Source organism: Spirosoma sp. KNUC1025 (genome assembly GCF_045160025.1).
GTDB lineage: Bacteria > Bacteroidota > Bacteroidia > Cytophagales > Spirosomataceae > Spirosoma.
Genome location: NZ_CP087139.1, coordinates 5,839,541 through 5,856,738, shown reverse-complemented (window position 1 = coordinate 5,856,738; position 17,198 = coordinate 5,839,541). Strand labels below are relative to the sequence as shown.

At 50.1% G+C, this 17,198-nt stretch carries 13 protein-coding genes, 1 tRNA gene and 3 pseudogenes; 5 read left to right on the top strand and 12 right to left on the bottom strand.

Annotated features, from left to right (window positions below; translation table 11 throughout):
• Positions 1-35: 35 nt before the first annotated feature.
• The gene (locus LN737_RS25635) at positions 36-827 is read right to left on the bottom strand and encodes a M23 family metallopeptidase (protein WP_405520519.1); all 792 of its coding nucleotides are present in this window, start codon (positions 825-827) and stop codon (positions 36-38) included.
• Positions 828-1,110: 283 nt separating this feature from the next.
• Between LN737_RS25635 and LN737_RS25630 the strand changes: the two genes are divergently transcribed.
• From LN737_RS25630 to LN737_RS25615, 4 genes are all read left to right on the top strand, one after another.
• Entirely contained in the window at positions 1,111-1,302 is a 192-nt protein-coding gene (locus LN737_RS25630) for a cold-shock protein (protein ID WP_405513276.1), read from the top strand.
• 114 nt (positions 1,303-1,416) lie between these two features.
• Positions 1,417-3,558 (top strand): Tex family protein, encoded by a 2,142-nt coding sequence (locus tag LN737_RS25625; RefSeq protein WP_405513274.1) that lies wholly within the window; start codon positions 1,417-1,419, stop codon positions 3,556-3,558.
• Positions 3,559-3,662: 104 nt separating this feature from the next.
• Positions 3,663-4,022 carry a hypothetical protein gene (locus tag LN737_RS25620; RefSeq protein ID WP_405513272.1) on the top strand — a complete coding sequence of 120 codons (360 nt, stop codon included), beginning with the start codon at positions 3,663-3,665 and terminating at the stop codon, positions 4,020-4,022.
• Entirely contained in the window at positions 3,965-4,282 is a 318-nt protein-coding gene (locus LN737_RS25615) for a C40 family peptidase (RefSeq protein WP_405513270.1), read from the top strand. The genes LN737_RS25620 and LN737_RS25615 overlap by 58 nt, the downstream gene beginning before the upstream one ends.
• A 105-nt stretch (positions 4,283-4,387) precedes the next feature.
• Here the strand turns inward: LN737_RS25615 and LN737_RS25610 are convergent, their stop codons facing one another.
• Complete coding sequence (locus LN737_RS25610) at positions 4,388-4,642, bottom strand: GIY-YIG nuclease family protein (protein ID WP_405513268.1); 255 nt, start codon at positions 4,640-4,642, stop codon at positions 4,388-4,390.
• A 168-nt stretch (positions 4,643-4,810) separates the two neighbouring features.
• On the opposite strand from LN737_RS25610, the gene LN737_RS25605 reads away from it, so the two are divergent.
• Positions 4,811-4,884: transfer RNA gene (locus tag LN737_RS25605), tRNA-Ala, on the top strand.
• A gap of 97 nt (positions 4,885-4,981) precedes the next feature.
• Here LN737_RS25605 and LN737_RS25600 read toward each other — a convergent pair.
• From LN737_RS25600 to LN737_RS25555, 10 genes and pseudogenes are all read right to left on the bottom strand, one after another.
• A complete protein-coding gene (locus tag LN737_RS25600; RefSeq protein ID WP_405513266.1) occupies positions 4,982-5,386 on the bottom strand; it encodes an ester cyclase in 405 nt (134 codons plus the stop codon).
• Between the two features lie 361 nt (positions 5,387-5,747).
• Positions 5,748-8,018 carry a TonB-dependent receptor gene (locus LN737_RS25595; protein ID WP_405513265.1) on the bottom strand — a complete coding sequence of 757 codons (2,271 nt, stop codon included), beginning with the start codon at positions 8,016-8,018 and terminating at the stop codon, positions 5,748-5,750.
• Positions 8,019-8,065: 47 nt separating this feature from the next.
• Positions 8,066-9,313 carry a tetratricopeptide repeat protein gene (locus LN737_RS25590; protein WP_405513263.1) on the bottom strand — a complete coding sequence of 416 codons (1,248 nt, stop codon included), beginning with the start codon at positions 9,311-9,313 and terminating at the stop codon, positions 8,066-8,068.
• Between the two features lie 149 nt (positions 9,314-9,462).
• Positions 9,463-9,645, bottom strand: a complete 183-nt coding sequence (locus tag LN737_RS25585; RefSeq protein WP_405513261.1) for a T9SS type A sorting domain-containing protein — start codon at positions 9,643-9,645, stop codon at positions 9,463-9,465.
• Positions 9,618-10,520 carry a DUF4331 family protein gene (locus LN737_RS25580; protein WP_405513259.1) on the bottom strand — a complete coding sequence of 301 codons (903 nt, stop codon included), beginning with the start codon at positions 10,518-10,520 and terminating at the stop codon, positions 9,618-9,620. The genes LN737_RS25585 and LN737_RS25580 overlap by 28 nt, the downstream gene beginning before the upstream one ends.
• A 287-nt stretch (positions 10,521-10,807) precedes the next feature.
• Positions 10,808-11,698, bottom strand: a pseudogene (locus LN737_RS25575) (DUF4331 domain-containing protein); the annotation flags it as partial.
• A 67-nt stretch (positions 11,699-11,765) separates the two neighbouring features.
• Positions 11,766-12,269 (bottom strand): DUF4331 family protein, encoded by a 504-nt coding sequence (locus tag LN737_RS25570; protein ID WP_405513257.1) that lies wholly within the window; start codon positions 12,267-12,269, stop codon positions 11,766-11,768.
• Positions 12,270-12,556: 287 nt separating this feature from the next.
• Positions 12,557-13,459: pseudogene (locus LN737_RS25565) on the bottom strand (DUF4331 domain-containing protein); the annotation flags it as partial.
• Between the two features lie 662 nt (positions 13,460-14,121).
• Positions 14,122-14,606, bottom strand: a pseudogene (locus tag LN737_RS25560) (DUF3299 domain-containing protein).
• A gap of 198 nt (positions 14,607-14,804) precedes the next feature.
• A complete protein-coding gene (locus LN737_RS25555) occupies positions 14,805-17,051 on the bottom strand; it encodes a hypothetical protein (protein WP_405513255.1) in 2,247 nt (748 codons plus the stop codon).
• Between the last annotated feature and the right edge of the window lie 147 nt (positions 17,052-17,198).

The following is a 17,198-nucleotide window of genomic DNA, read 5'->3' as shown; positions in this document are numbered from 1 at the left end:
ACTTTTTCCCTTCTCCCTGTTCCTTTTTCCCTTCTTCATTGTGAAACCCTCGCCGACAGCAGCCACTTATACGTATTGAGCGGCATTGGCAGGCCGTTGGGTTGAATTTGTAAGTACATCAGATGCAAATGGGTTGGCGAACGGGCCTGATAGGCGTTAAAACCGCTGCGGCCCATTTCGGCAATTTTCTGACCGGTATGTACCCATTGCCCCGGCGTTACGTCTACCCGATTGTTGTGGGCGTAATAAAATAAGCCATTCAGAATAGGATCGTAGATCCAGACCCAGTTGCCGCCCCGGTAATCAGAACCGGGTTTCCAGGCTGTTTCGATCCCCAGTACTAAGCCCGAACTCATCGCCAGAATATCGACGGGTTCGCCTGTCTGGTCATCGATTACGTCCTGGTTGCGGTCGCGGATGAAGATGTCCTGGGCTGGGTGACTTCCCCGTACCTTATAATCAAACAGATCGAATCCAGTGCCTCGGTAGCCTTCTCCGTGCGTGCCTCCAATAGCGCTGGTCGTGTAGCCGCGAAGAGGAAACGAAAAATACTGACCGGTACGTTGCAGACTGTCGCGCTGTAACGAATCCTGGCGGTAGTTTTCCTGAGTTCGAAACCGGGCCTGTAGATCGTTCATGATCTGGCTAAACTGCTTTCGTGCCGAATCGGGCGTTACGCTCTGCTCGCGAATCTGGGTGTAAAGCGTTTGAAACTGTTGGCAGTAGCTGTATAAAGAGGGTTCGTCGGTGTTATTGATAACCACCTGCGACGAAGCCACATTCAGCCCACCCACTATCAATGCTCCCACAATACCCGCTACGCGCATGAACGAAATTAGGTCAATCTTCACTACTCTTCAATTCAGTTAAGTGCCAAAAATACGCAAAGTAGCGAGATGCCTATATGAATCAATTGCAGCGCGCAGCTATTTACGAATTCCTGATCCTCAATTCTACAAGCCTTCAGAAGAACGTATGAAAATGCTGAAGAAGTAGCAAATAGTGGGTCTGCGGGGTAATTAGGGGCTTTTATTTACCAAACGAAAATTGTCTCCATTATTTGGAAAACAATTTTATTGTGTCGTTATTAGCCAAAATTTAAACCAAGCAATGCAAACAGGAACAGTAAAATTCTTTAATGAAACCAAAGGGTATGGTTTTATTAAACCCGATGACGGTGGCGAAGACATTTTTGTACATGCTACTGGTCTCATCGATCAAGTTCGCGAAAACGACAAAGTGAAATTCAACGTCGAGCGCGGAAAGAAAGGCTTAAATGCCGTTAATGTCGAACTAGCTTAATTGTAAGATATAGAAGACAATCGTTGTAAAAAACATGCCGTTTGGCATGTTTTTTTTGCCTTTGTGTAACCCGGACCGCTGTTCCGCCTTACACGATTTACGTACATATTCTCAATGACCCCTTCACTTGAACAACGGGTTGCGGCACGACTTGGCCTACATGCCAAATCTGTATCGGCAACTATCGAATTACTTACTGGTGGCGCTACGGTTCCCTTTATTGCCCGTTACCGGAAAGAAATGACCTCATCGGCCGAACATGGACCGCTCGATGAAGTAAAAATCAGTCAGATTAAAGAGACGTACCAAAAACTGCTGGATCTTGATAAACGTCGGGAAGCTATTCTGAAATCGATTGACGAGCAGGGGAAGCTAACCCCCGAGCTGCGCCGAAAGATTGAGGCTACCGACTCGCTAACCGATCTCGAAGATCTTTACCTGCCCTATAAACAGAAGCGCAAAACCCGGGCCACCATTGCTATTGAGCGTGGTCTGGAACCACTTGCCAACGTACTGATTGCCCAGCGTGAATCGAATGTTGACCGAACGGCCCAGCGTTATCTGTCTGACGCCGTGCCTACGGTGGCTGATGCGTTGCAGGGCGCGCGGGATATTCTGGCCGAACGGGTGAGCGAAGATACAGATGCCCGTCAGCGTATTCGTAACCTGTTTGAACGTGAAGCGATTATCCGTTCGGTGGTTAAAAAAGGAAAGGAATCTGAGGGCATTAAGTTTAAGGATTATTTCGATTTTGCCGAGCCGCTCCGGCGGGTGCCATCGCACCGGTTACTGGCCTTGCGCAGGGGAGAGGCCGAAGGATTTTTGTCGGTGGGTATTGGCCCCGACGAAGAGGCCGCCATCGAACGACTCGAACGGCAGTTTGTAGCCGAACGTTCCGGTACGCCGGTCTGTAAAGAGCAGGTTTCGCTGGCCATTCGCGACGGGTACAAACGCCTGCTGAAACCCTCCATCGAAACGGAATTTGCCAATAATTCAAAAGAAAAAGCCGACAGGGAAGCCATTCAGATTTTTGCGGACAACCTGCGCCAACTGCTGCTGAGTCCGCCCCTTGGTCAGCAACGAGTACTGGCCATTGATCCGGGTTACCGTACTGGCTGTAAAACTGTTTGTCTGGATGCGCAGGGTAATCTGCTCACGGATACGGTTCTGTACCTGGCGCAATCAGAAAGTCAGCGGCAGCAGGCCACTCAGGTGGTTCAAAAACTGGTTGCTCAGTATAAGATTGATGCCATCGCCATTGGCAACGGCACCGCTGGGCGCGAAACGGAAGAGTTCATCACTGGTTTAGCCTTAGGTAAGCCGGTGTTTATGGTCAGTGAGCAGGGAGCGTCGGTCTATTCTGCCTCCGACGTAGCTCGCGACGAATTTCCCGATCACGACGTAACGGTGCGAGGGGCTGTCAGTATTGGTCGCCGGTTGATGGACCCCCTGGCAGAACTGGTCAAAATTGACCCCAAATCCATTGGTGTTGGTCAATATCAGCACGATGTGGATCAGGCTGATCTGAAAAATAGTCTGGATACGGTCGTCGAGAGTTGTGTTAATCAGGTGGGCGTATCGCTCAACACCGCCAGTGCGTATTTGTTACGTTACGTGTCGGGCCTGGGCCCGCAACTGGCTGGAAACATTGTGGCTTATCGGGCTGAACATGGGGCATTTATCTCCCGCGACCAGCTTAAAAAAGTACCTCGGCTGGGGCCAAAAGCGTTTGAGCAATGCGCTGGTTTTCTACGTATCGAAGGCGCTAAAAATCCGCTGGACAATAGCGCCGTACACCCCGAACGCTACGCTGTTGTGGAGCGTATGGCAACCGACGTGCACAGCAGCGTCACTGACCTTATTCATAAACCAGATTTGCGGCAGCAGATTCGCCCCGAACGGTACGTAACCAATGAGGTTGGCCTGCCAACCCTCCGCGACATTCTGACTGAACTTGCCAAGCCGGGCCGTGACCCGCGTGAGCAGCTTTCGGTATTTGAATACGATGCCCGGGTGCGCTCAATCGATGATTTGCACGAAGGTATGGTGCTGGCGGGAGTCATTACAAACATCACGGCTTTTGGGGCATTTGTTGATATTGGTGTGAAGCAGGATGGGCTGGTTCACGTCTCGCAACTGGCTAACCATTACGTATCAGACCCCAAAAGTGTGGTCAAAGTGTTCCAGAAAGTAAAAGTTAAGGTGATGGAAGTAGATAAGATACGGAAGAGAATTGCGTTATCTATGAAAATTTGATAGGTTGCAACTATAAACGATTCATAATGTTTGCAAAAATTCAGGGATCGTTTGGTTCAACCCGTTATGTAATTCTGTTGACGCCCAAATCTTTTCACAATTTTATGCAACATCGCTTACCCTGGGGAATTGCCCGCTCCCTTCTGCTAAGTGTATCCCTGCTTTCACTACTAACGGCCTGCGACGCGTTACGGTCTTCAGGTCCATCGGTTAGTCGCCGACCTTCATACCGTTCTTCGGTTACGCATCGGACAGGCTCGTCGGCCAAACCATCGGCAAATTCGACCGCAGCGAAAGCCGCCGGAAAAGTGGTGGACAGCCGTACGTACGAAAATCGGTACGTACCGGAAGTCGTGAAGATTGCCCGCACCTATACGGGTACGCCCTATCGGTCGGGGGCAACACCGTGGATGGCATCGATTGTTCAGGTCTGGTTTATGCGGTTTTCAGTACAGTTGGCTTGAAAATGCCCCGTGTTTCCTGGCAGCAGTCTGAAGTAGGCCACGAAGTTGAGGTGACTGAAATTTTACCCGGCGATTTGATTTTCTTCGTTCCCGACAAGGGGCAGGCTGGATACGTATCGCATACGGGTATTGTCACCGAGGTGAATGGTGGACAGAACATCCGGTTTATTCATGCATCGTCGTCGCGGGGCGTACGGGAAGACAACCTATACAGCGATTACTTCAAAGGGCGTTTTGTAAAAGCATTACGTCCCTTTTAATGACGTTGGCCGTATCCGTAAAACGGTTGAAACGTACTGAACATCCGTTGGTCCGATAATAAAAAAAGCCGCTTCAACAGCGGCTTTTTTCTTAATAAATATCTGTTAAACAGCTGGTTGCGCGTTGCTGATAAACTCTTCCCAATAAGCACGGTCTTTTTTCTTTAACTTCATTTCCAGACTCAACGCTTCATTACGGGTTGGGAATGGCTGCGTAAACTTTACCTCCCATGGTTTTCCGTCGGCCGTAGCCGGGTTCGTTTTGGCGTTATGTTGCCACAGCGTAATTCTCAGGTCTTTTGTCTGGCCGATAAAGTAACGATCGGTCGAAGGGCTATAGATAATATAAACGGTATGCATACGGTGTCGGGTGTACTATCAAAACTACGCATTTGCGACTACAAAACAAATATAACCTGAGCGACCGGACTAGTTCGCTGGATGAATCAAAAAAAACAAGCGTGGGTTTGGGACGATTTGATTTTTTGCTCATCTTTGCACCCACAAAATGCACAACAGCATTTGTATGGGGGATTAGCTCAGTTGGCTAGAGCGCTACAATGGCATTGTAGAGGCCATCGGTTCGAATCCGATATTCTCCACAAAATTGCACTTTTTCAAGTTGCAAGGCCGAAACATTTTCGTTTCGGCCTTGTTCGTTTTTACCGTATCCTTTAGCTGTTCAATTTTTTGAGGGCTCTAGTCAACGGGGGTAAGCTGCATTCCGATCTGTTGATACAAATTGAGGAAATCATAGCTATTCCAGGCTTCGGCAATTTTCCCGTTTTCAATGCGGGCCATGCATAATCCCGGAAAGGAAACTTTCTTGCCTGTTTCGGTATGGGTGGCGTAAACCGTAGTGCGTGCTACCTCTACGTCGTCCTGACAAATTACATCCTCAACATCTATATTGACGTTACTAAACTGACTCCGAAAGCCTCGGAAGAACTGTTTAAACCCTTCGGCTCCTCTCGGTTGATCATCGGTCAGGATTCCGTGGGGGAAAGCGTCCGGCGTCATAAACGTTTCGATAGCATCTTCGTTGTCTTTGTTCCAAACTTCGTGAAACCATCGATAAAGAACGGTTGAGGTCATGTTTCTCATACTATTCAAGGCGGAAAAATGTGGAATAATTAGTCAGGAATAACGTTGGTCAGTAGTCGGCAACATCGGCTGGTTTCAGAAGCGGGAAAGACTTTTTAACTACTCATTAGATATGTATTAATGGTCTGATTTTTAGTTAGTTGACCAACTGCGCTATGACGATTTTTATAAAATCAACCCTTTGTAAATGCTTTGCCGGAAGGTTGCTATAAATTACTTTACCAGAGTGTCGTTGTAGATATACTTCTCTACATTGGTAAACTAAATTCAGTTGATTAACGGGATTGGGACGTATTGAAATAAATTATCTGTCTGAATATTTTAATAGAATGGCCCGGACGTAAGCTGTTCCAAAAACCGTTTACCAGAAATACGTCAGACTCAACCGGGCAAAAAATGGAGTGCCGGGTGTAAAGTGAATTTCATCGACTGGAGCAGACTCGCCTTTCAGGCGGCTTTCGGTGGCAAATTGGGTTTCTTTCCAGCGGGTATTAAACAGATTCTGAACCGATAAACCAATGGTGTAGGCTCGTTTGGCGTAATTGGCCTGCATATCGGTTACGAAATAGCCGTTGGCCACGATGGAATTGTCTTCATTGGCAGGCCGATCAGCCAGGTATCGGTAACGTACTGAGCCGTTGAATCCGTATTTTGTTTGCAACGACAGCCCGCCCGTCGACGTGAAAGTAGGGGCTAACGGCAGATAGTTTTGTCCGGCTTCGGCATCAAGGGCACGGGGTTTGGCCGTATTCAGGTCCAGATCGGCGTAGAGATTTTTCGTGATCTGATAACGTACGGACAGATCAATTCCCTGCCGTCGCGAACGCCCGCTGGGCTCGACGACACCTTCATCGCCCACGTAAACGAACTCCTGCTGAAGCCACAGATACCAGGCCGCTGCATTGACCAGCAGCTTCGGAAATGGTTTGAACAGAATGCCGAGGTCGGAGCCATAAGCGGCTGGAAGAATTTCCCGGCCATTTTGCGACGTAACGACCCGTGCATCGTTGGAGTGAAATCCTTTACCCGTATTCAGGTAAAGTTGCACCCGCGGATTGGCTGTATAGTACAAATTCAGCTTTGGCGATACAATCGCCTGAGCGCTACGTTTGGTAGTGGCCGGAGTAGCCAGCAAATCTGCATACTGGCTGCAGAAATAATCAACCCGTACACCAGCATTGACCGTAAATCGGGTCGATAACTGAATCAGTTCATCGGCATACGCAGCTGCGTTGATTTCGTTGATATTGCCAAATTTGATCGGGGACAGCGTCTCAACGCGATTTTTTGTGTGCGATAGTTCGGTGTGGTACGTTACGTCCTGCCGATACTGGGCACCTACGGTTGTTGTCCAGCTTGTTTTGCCGATCGTGGTTTGCGTGGAGTAGCTGCCGTTATAACCAAAAAGACTCCGCCCTTCTTTCTGCCGGATCTGGTCGCCGTTCAGGCTGTCTTCCTTGAAAAAGGTGAAGTTCGAATACAGTTCAAAATTGTAGTTGCTGTAGAAAAACTGGTTTTTGATGATGTGGTTTTTCGGTGTGGCCGTGACGAGCTGGATATTGGCATTGGTTCGGCTGGTTTCGCCCCCTTCGGTTGGGTCGATGGAACCGAAGAAGCCGGTTAAACCTGATGCTACTGTCCGTTCGGGTATCTGGCCCGAGTGATTCCATTTACTCCAGAACGTCGAGCCGGTTAGCGTGAGGGTTGTGTTCGGCCACAGATGTCCATGGTACTTCCCCAGTACGTTGACCCGCTTGAAATTTTGTGGATTATCGAAATACGAATTCGTATACGAATACTCCGAAGCCAGATAGGCCGACTGATTTTTGGTACGACCAGCCTGGCCCAGTAAATCCAGACCAGCCACCGCCCGATACGTATCGTACTGACCCGCTTCAAGTTTCGCGAAACTCTTATCCAGCGCCGTACGGGTTCGGAAGTCGACCCAGCCTGCCGTTGCCAGATTCCCCTTCTCAGCATTGTACGGCCCCTTTTTGAACTCGACACCTTCAACCAATTCGGGAATCACAAAGTGCAGATCGGCATAGCCCTGCCCGTGGGCGTGCGAAACCATGTTGACCGGCATTCCATCGACAGTCAGCCGAATATCCGTACCGTGATCGAGGTCGAAACCGCGCAGAAAAATTTGTTCGGCCTTGCCGCCACCAGCGTGCTGGCCAATAAACAGGCCGGGGACCATCCGCAAAATTTCCTGCGAATTTGTAATAGGCCGTAGCTTGATATCCAGACTGCTGATCAACTGCTGATCGTGCGCCCGCTGAGCGGATACCACTACTTCGCTTAATTCCACTGACGTACTGGCCAGCGTTGTTTTAACGAACGTAGTACGGTCGTCCTGGATCACGACCTCGATAACCGTCGGGGTAAAGCCAACGTACGAAAGTTCGATTTTGTAGGGAGCCGGTACCAGACCGTCGAAGCGATACTGGCCTAACTCATTGGTCAGCATCGCTTTGCCAAGCCCTGTCAACTGCACAGTTACACCTCGTAACGGCAGGTTCGTCGCCTGATCGTATACAGTACCGTACAGATTGCCCAGGTGTGCATACACCGGTACACTGATCAGGCAAAAAGGAGTAGTACGTATTTTTGCATACAGGAACGCTACCAAAAGGTTGGAGCCACAGTGCGGATAAGAAATTAAGCAGGCTGACTCGCCTACAGCGCAAAGTTAGGATTCGTTTTGCGAGCGGCTGCTATCAGTTTATTACGCTGTTGGGCATTGCCAAGCGCCAGCTCAATCGTACCGGCCTGTTGTAACAGCTCAGGGTCTTTACTCCCCGTACGCAACGCTACCTGCATGTGTTGTTGTGCTTTTTTTAGATCGTGCTGATTAAAATAAACCCAGGCCAGCGCATGATTGACGTCAATATTGTTGGGCCGTTTTTTATACTCACGCATCCCATATTTAGCAGCAGAATCCAACTGACCTGTTTTTGTGTAAAGTTTGCAGAGCTCGAGATCAACCGCGTGACCCGAACGGGCATCTTCGTTTAGCATGGTCACTACGTCGGCGTACTTTTTACGCGCTTTTTCCTGATTGCCCTGCAAGGCGTATAGTTCGGCCATCTGTTCGTGAAACGAAAACTCAGGCATAATCGCAGCTGCTTTTTCCAGCATCGTTAAGGCTTTGTCGTATTCCTTGCGCGCTTTATGGATGCGAGCCTGTCCGGCCATGGCAAAGGCGTAGCTGGGGCGCAGCATCAGAATACCCGTATACTGTTGTTCGGCTTTAGCAAGCTGGCCGGTGGTTTCGTACAGATGGCCGAGTGTGTTTTTACTCCAGCACTGAGGTTCTGAACCGGGCAAACCGGCCTGTACGGCCAGCTTCATAGCTTCGATTGAGCTGGGGTAGTTGCCATAAATTTCGCGTAAGTACGAGGCTCGGGAATACGCTTCCAACGAGGGCTTTAGCTCCTGCATCCTGTCCGACATCTTCACGGCTTCTTCATAATTTCCCAGCTCAACATTGGCATCGACCAGAACACCGTATACGTAAGCATTGTTGGGGTTAATTTGCCGGGCTTTTTCGGCCAGCGCTTTCGCTTCCGAAAATTGGTGTTGCGACATTTTCACCGATGACTTGAACGTAGTGGCCTCAAAGTTTTTCGGGTCCATAGCCAATACGCCATCTAAAATGGTCAGAATGGCTGGATAATAATACGGGTGCTCACCGGTTATGCGCGCTTCCGACAGGTAGATCATGGCGATCTGTAAGCGGGATTTTATATCGCTCGGTTCCTTCCTGATTTTCTGTTTCAATTCAGCGACTTTTTCTTTCGTACGCTGCCATTCGGTGGCTCCGGCCAATTCGCCCCGCCGTTCGAAAAGGTCAGGAATGGTCGTGGTAGAAACCGTTTCGTGGGTTTCTGTAGAGTTCTGTTTTTTATCTGCACAACTCAGCAATAGGGTAAATAAGGGAGCCAGGAGAAGAAGGGAGTAGCTCGAAAAAAGGATGTGTGCGGTTTCATAAGGACGAATAGGAAAAGGTGATAAACTAAAGTTGATTCAATCCGAGGCAATCAACTGATTGCCTCGGATTGAGAAGAAGTGAGTTAATGCCGAACGATCTTAACTGTTTGTTTGTCTGTCGGCGTAGACACCTGAAGGAAGTAAACTCCCGGTAGTTCACCCAGCCGCAGTGTGCGTCGTTCGATGGTTGCAGCCTCGTCGATGGCTTGCTGGCCTATCCGCTGCCCACGGCTGTTGGTTAGCCAAAGCTGGACCGGCTGTCCCATAGCGCCCCGCACTTCGACCGTGACGTCACTATTAGTGGTCGGATTGCCCAATACACGTACTGCCACAGTCGCGGGCTTTTCAGCCGCAATACGCGACTGACCGCAAGGCGTACGGAAATCGAAGTCGGTAGAAACAACTGAAGCCGGATCGCCGACGTAACGGGCCTTAATGGTAAGAAAACGGCGACTGTTGGCGTCTTTACGAAGTTCCGTCTCGATCTGCCGGGTCGTGGTAGTACCCCAATCGCCATTGACAACGCCCGCTGCCTGAAACTCAACCGTCCGGTTCGGATCCCCCCGACGCGCCCGAACGTAATGTTGCCCGTGACGCAATCGTAGCTTAAAACGCTTACGGAAAGTGGCTTATCGGCCGTCGGCCCTTGGTAACTGTTGCCAATAAACCCACGCCAGGGGTCCTGAACAAAGGGGAAACTGCCTTTAAAGGTCGTGTCGTTTTTGGTGACACCGGCATTGAAGCTGAGCACCTTGAGCAGCTGGGGCGTCACCGGTGACCCACCCGCCACGAAGTCATCGTACCACAAGCCGATGGCCGCCAGCACCACACCCCCCACCGCCTGCAACTCGATGGTCGTTACGTCATCCTCCAGCCGACGACCGTTAGGGAAGCCGTCCATGTTGGGAATGAACTGCAGACTGGTGTTCCCATAAGTCGCATCGGTCAAGCCCAGCACGGCCGCCTGCACCAGCCCCAGCGAGCTGAACCTGGGATCGTTGCGGGGCGTGGCCGGTACGGCCATGTTGAGCCGGAGCATGTCGCCCAGGGTAGGCAGGAAGTTGTGAATGAAGGGCTTGCCTGCGGCCAGGGGGTTGCCCGCCTTGCCCGTGGCCAGCTGGTAGGGCTTGAGGTTGGGCACCCCCGTGTAGAAGATGGGCAGCAGGTCCACCGCCCGGGGGCGGCATTGTTGGGCAGCAGCAGCGTACCGAAGATGGCGTCATCCAGGGCCGTTCCCGTCAGGGCAGCCTGACCTTTGAGGCCGTAGAGGCCGGCTCGTCCATTGCGGAAGTCGAAGGCGCCCAGCGAATTGCTTTGGATGCGCAGGGCTGAGAGGCTGGGCACGGCTGCTCCGAACTTGGAGTCGTCCATGTAGAGGGCCAGTTCGGGGTTCTGGAAGTAGTTGGCGAATTGGAGGTCGTTGCCTGAGTAGGGGGTCAGGGCGTTCCACTTGTCTTTGAGGCCGATGGGGATGATGGCCTCGTTGGTGAGGGGCATGCCCAGTCGGGACACCTGGACCCAGTCGCCGTCGTAGCCCACATCGCCCCCCTGGTAGAGGGTTTTGATTTTCTGTCGGCTGGCCGAGGCCCACACGCCGATGACGAAGTCGGGGTCGAGGATGGTGGCTGCCTGCGATACCGATTTGCCGCTTTTCTGTAAGGTAGAAACCGGCACCTCAATAGCGATGGTGTGGCAGTTGAAGCGCGCCAGTCCATCCCGTCCCGGACTCCGGAAGTTTCCCACATCGAACGCTCCGCCCAGATCGACAAAGAAAGGATCGTCGATGGGTCCGCAGAATACTTTTTCACCTGTCGACGCCTTTGTAATGGCCTGTGTTGCCAGCGCATTATAATTCGGTGCGCCTAGTCCAACAATCGCATTCTCAATCGAGCGAGGCCCAATATTTGCCGGGGGTACTATGCCATTACTAATAATTGTCGTCCAGCTTTGGCCACCGTTGGTACTACGTTCGCAGGTATAAGTTGCTTTCTGATTCTGTTTGCCCAGCCGGATGTTGAAAAACGTAGTTGGATCTTCATTCGTAACCGAAAATGTAAACCGATACGTAATGTCATCACCGGGAGTAGCCGTATTGTTGTCCACGTGGATTTCATAGCGAATATGCTCGCCAAAGGTGTACCAGTTTGGGCCTCCTGCCGGATCTTCAAATGGAATGTAGTTGGCAATCAGAACGATTTTTTCGGGATCGGTCGGACTCTTAAAGGCATACACGTCGGTATTGTCGGCCAGCGGATCGTTCGAGATCAGTGGCGCTTCGCGGTGACTGGAGGCTGTAACCTGGCTGTAGGGCAGATACATCAGCACTGCCATCAGAAAAAGGCTAAGTATTTTTTTCATTGTCTTATCCAAAAGATGGTGAGAAGCATTAAAACTTGACCGTTTTCGTGTAGTTATAGCCGCGCCAGGGAGTTTGCACGTAAGGAAACTCAGCTTTGAGCGTCGTGTCGTTTTTGGTGACACCGGCATTGAAGCTGAGCACCTTGAGCAGCTGGGGCGTCACCGGTGACCCACCCGCCACGAAGTCATCGTACCACAAGCCGATGGCCGCCAGCACCACACCCCCCACCGCCTGCAACTCGATGGTCGTTACGTCATCCTCCAGCCGACGACCGTTAGGGAAGCCGTCCATGTTGGGAATGAACTGCAGACTGGTGTTTCCATAAGTCGCATCGGTCAAGCCCAGCACGGCCGCCTGCACCAGCCCCAGCGAGCTGAACCTGGGATCGTTGCGGGGCGTGGCCGGTACGGCCATGTTGAGCCGGAGCATGTCGCCCAGGGTAGGCAGGAAGTTGTGAATGAAGGGCTTGCCTGCGGCCAGGGGGTTGCCCGCCTTGCCCGTGGCCAGCTGGTAGGGCTTGAGGTTGGGCACCCCCGTGTAGAAGATGGGCAGCAGGTCCACCGCCCGGGGGCGGCATTGTTGGGCAGCAGCAGCGTACCGAAGATGGCGTCATCCAGGGCCGTTCCCGTCAGGGCAGCCTGACCTTTGAGGCCGTAGAGGCCGGCTCGTCCATTGCGGAAGTCGAAGGCGCCCAGCGAATTGCTTTGGATGCGCAGGGCTGAGAGGCTGGGCACGGCTGCTCCGAACTTGGAGTCGTCCATGTAGAGGGCCAGTTCGGGGTTCTGGAAGTAGTTGGCGAATTGGAGGTCGTTGCCTGAGTAGGGGGTCAGGGCGTTCCACTTGTCTTTGAGGCCGATGGGGATGATGGCCTCGTTGGTGAGGGGCATGCCCAGTCGGGACACCTGGACCCAGTCGCCGTCGTAGCCCACATCGCCCCCCTGGTAGAGGGTTTTGATTTTCTGTCGGCTGGCCGAGGCCCACACGCCGATGACGAAGTCGGGGTCGAGGATGGTGGCTGCCTGCGATACCGATTTGCCATCTTTTTGTAACAGGTTGACCGGAATTTTTAAGGCGATGGTATGAACATTATACCGAGCAAGACCATCTTTCGGTTTATTGACCGAATTGCCATCAGGACGGAAATTTCCCGCGTCGAATGCGCCTGCCAGATCAACAAAAAAAGGATCATCCGCCGGGCCACAGAATACCTTCTCACCCGATGAAGCCGTTGCGATTGCCTGTTGCATCAGATCATTGTAGGAAGGTGCACCTAATCCCACGGTACTATTTTCAATCGAGCGAGGGCCAATGTTATAGGCTGGCACTACGCCATTACTGAGTATCGTTGTAAACGGACCTCCATTAACGCTTTTCTGACAGACATAGGTAGTCTTGAGGTTTTGTTTGCCCAGTCGAATGTTGAAAAACGTAGTTGGATCTTCGTTGTTCCGGCTAAACGTAAACCGGTACGTAATGTCGTCGGTCTGCGTGCTTGTTTTGTTCTTAATGTGGATTTCGTACCGAATACGTTCGCCGAAGGTATAATAATTAGGGCCACCTTCGGGCAGTTGAAACGGAATGTAGTTCGCAATAATCGTGATCGTATTCGGATCATCAGGACTCTTGAAGGCATACACATCGGTGTTGTCGGCCAGCGGATCATTTGAGATCAGTGGCGCTTCGCGGTGACTGGAGGCATAACTGACTGTTGTCAGCAGCATCAGTGCACAGCTCAGGATTTTAACCCTAAGCTGCGTAAACAACCAGGTAGATTGGTACATACAAAACAGAAGTTAGTGGTGAAAAAGGAATAAGCCAGATGCTTAATCTTCGTTGAGTCGGGAGTAATACTACTTAGGCGACAGAGACCCAAATGCTGCTTTTTGCGTACCTGGGCGGGGCGCCTACAACGTAACGACGTCTAAAAAGTGAGCGTTAAAGAACGGTATTTGTCCAACATATGCTCTTTTATAAGGCACAACAATAACTGTACAACTACTTTAAGTGGTTGTTAGTCAGGTGTATTAATAAAAGATAACGGAATTAAAGGCAGCTAAGAGAATCCGATTCTCTTATATCGAAGACGTAATCACTCGCAATAAGAAGTGGATGTTTGGAGCATAGGCAGGGTAGAGGGTTAGTGAGTAATTTCCGGAATTGATAATATATACCCTATTTCTTCGAAAACGGATTTGTCGTACCCATAAATTATACGTAAAAACGCCTGGATGATATCCTTTTGGGCAAGATAATACGTCTCAAAAGCCAGGCGTTTTACGTAGCAGCGTGTGCGTAAGCTGGGAAACCAACTCATAAAAAAAGCGCACCCATTTTTATGAGTGCGCTTTATCCACGAGATTTTAATGTTTACGACTTTGGCTACTTACTGCCCTACCATTTCGGCATCGGCAAGAATGTAGTTCAGTTCATAAATATTATCGGCATTTAATTTGAGCGTGCCCCGGAAAGTCCGACGCTCGTCTGTCTTAAACTTCTTGTCCGTTTTTTTGAATTTCAGCGATACAACCGATTCAGGACCGGCACCACCGCAGAAGAAACAGGCGCTATACGGAAAAGCCGACAATACGTATATGTTCGATTCGAGGTCAACGGGCAATACGTAGCCTGTGAGCTCAACGGGTTTTCCGTTCAGTTTCTGAATGTTTTGTCCAAACGTTGGATAAAGCATGTACACAGATTCTTCCGCATACCATTTTTCTTGAACGTTACGTCGCGCAACGTTTCCCAGGAAAGTTTTACCGGCTCGGCAGCTACGGTTGACTTAACGCGGTCAGAGGGCGGTATGGCTGGCCGAAACGCTGGAGCTATAAGCGATACTAGCAATAAAGCGGTCAGTAAACGGGTCATGACGTTGGAAGGCTTTAATGATAAGAAATAAAGGTAAAACTACGAAAAGAATACATGCAATAACATCCATTCTGAGCCATTCAGCCCAAAAAAGCCTGCACTAAACCAACACATGAATGGGTAAAAACATTCAGCAACAGGAATTTAAAAAATAATCCTGGAATCGTGCACAGATACTACTATTGTCAGCAACGGAGTTTAATGCTGAAAATAATTGACTTTTTCGGCATCTGTGTTATTGTTTATGTTGGCTTCGGTCAGCGTTGCAGGGAGTATCGTACCGTTTATCGACAAGGCCCCGCTGGTAGCGCCTGGATTCATCATGCCGGTCAACCCGAACGAGAGTACATTGCCAGCGCCTATGCTCTGGTTGGTTGTCAGAATGTAATAATCTTCGTCAGAGCTATCATCAAAACTCCAGAAACTATTCTGAACGGAGCGACCTCCCACCGAAGACTCATTCGACGGAAAGCTTAAGGTCATTTTCGTATCTTTATTGATCTTGACCTGAAACGATCCACTAGTAGCAACCGAGTTGAGTTCGAACACGTCTACCACGATTGAAAAGGGAGCGTTTCCATACTGAGTAGAAGGCTGTGCGTAAATAACAGGGCTTAAATCAGAAAGAGCAGTGATTGTAACTGCGCAGAACGCTACCCCGCCAAAAAGAGCCGCATACACCTTGTTGCCGTCTACATACACATCACTTACTGCATCGTTGCTCAGGCCATTGGCTGTCGTATAATTGGTGAAGCTGTTTCCACCGTTGGTAGAGATGCTCAATCCGCCATACGTAGCTACATAGACCGTACTGCCTATTGCGAAAACATCGTTCACAAAGTTGCCTCCAAGTCCATCGTCGCTGGTTTTGTTCACGAACGTATTTCCGCCGTCGGTAGAGATGCTCAATCCGCCCAGTACAGACGCATAGATGGTGCTTCCGTCTGCATACACACCACTTACTACGTCACTGCCCAGCCCATCGGCACTGGTTTTGTTAGTGAACGTAGCGCCCCCATCGGTCGAAATACTCAGGCCACCTAACGTAGCGGCATAAACCATAGTACCTTTGGCAAAAACGGCACTCACGTAGCTATTGCCCAGTCCGTTATCACTGGTTTTGTTCACAAACGTACTGCCCCCATCGGTCGAAATGCTGAGTCCTTCGCTGGTGGCAGCATAAATTTTCCCATTATCTACATACACTTTATATACGGTACTACTACCTAGTCCATCATCGATGGTTTTGTTCACGAACGTACTGCCCCCGTTGGTCGAAATGCTTAGCCCCTCATTGGTAGCTGCGTAGATTGTATTGCCTACGGCAAAAACACCATTCACCTCAACGCTGCCCAGGCCGCTGGTCGTTGTTTTGTTGAAAAAGCTATTCCCGCCATCAACAGAAATGCTCAACCCCTCGAACGTGGCGGCATAGATCTTGTTGCCCTGCGCAAAAATTCCTCGTACGTCATCGCTAGCCAGGCCGCTGGTTTCGATGTTATTTATAAACGTATTGCCGCCATCGGTAGAGATGCTTAACCCCTTATTTGTAGCCGCATAGACGGTGTTGCCTATTGCTGTTACGGCATATACGACATTGTCTCCCAAGCCATTCGCTTTTGTTCGGTTGGTAAAATTTTCTCCGCCGTCTGTTGAGATGCTGAGACCTAAAGCAGTAGCCGCATAAACCTTGTTGCCCTCCGCAAATGCGCTAGTTATTCTGTTGGAAGGCAAGCCATTAGCCGTTGTACGGTTTGTAAAGCTACTACCTCCATCCGTCGAGATGCTCAGACCACCACAGGTTGCCGCATATATAATATTGCCATCTGTATAGGCATCGTACGTATAATCATCAAATGGGCGGTTAGCCACCCCGCAATTAGCGCCCATTCCATCATCAAAATTTCTAAGGTAAAAATTACTACCGCCATTCGGCGAAATAAACAACCCCTTTGACGAGGGCACGTACAGATTATTACCGCTACCATATAGCCCAAACACGATTAAATCCGTGAACGTAGCGTCTAAGAGGGTTTCAAAAAATTCATTTCCGTCAAAAAGAACATTTATGCCATTCGATGTGGCCGCAAAGACGTCATTACCCGTCGCGTATACGGCACTTATACTGTTGCTCAGCAATCCATTATCTGTCGTGTAGTTGGTAAAACTGTTCCCGCCATCGGTTGAAATACTTAGCCCATTACTAGTAGCGGCAACTACTTTATTCCCAAGCACATATACGCCATTCACCCCATTACTACCTAAGCCATTCGCGGTTGTTCTGGTTGAGAAATTAGCCCCGCCGTCGGTAGAGATAAGCAATCCTCTGTTCGTAGCAGCATAAATGGTAGTGCCCGCCACAAATACATCATACACAACGTTATTGGCATTCCCAGAGGTTTTTGTGATGTACGTATCACAGACAGGACCGTTAACGGCGGGCATTCTGGTTTGTAAGCGGGTCGACAGGACTGGGGTAAGGGACTTGCTTTTACCGTGATTCGGTGGAGTTTCGGCCTTGCATACAAACAGAGGTACTGTCAATAAATAAACTAGGTAGGATAAGTGTACTAAAGGAAGATAGAGTTTTCT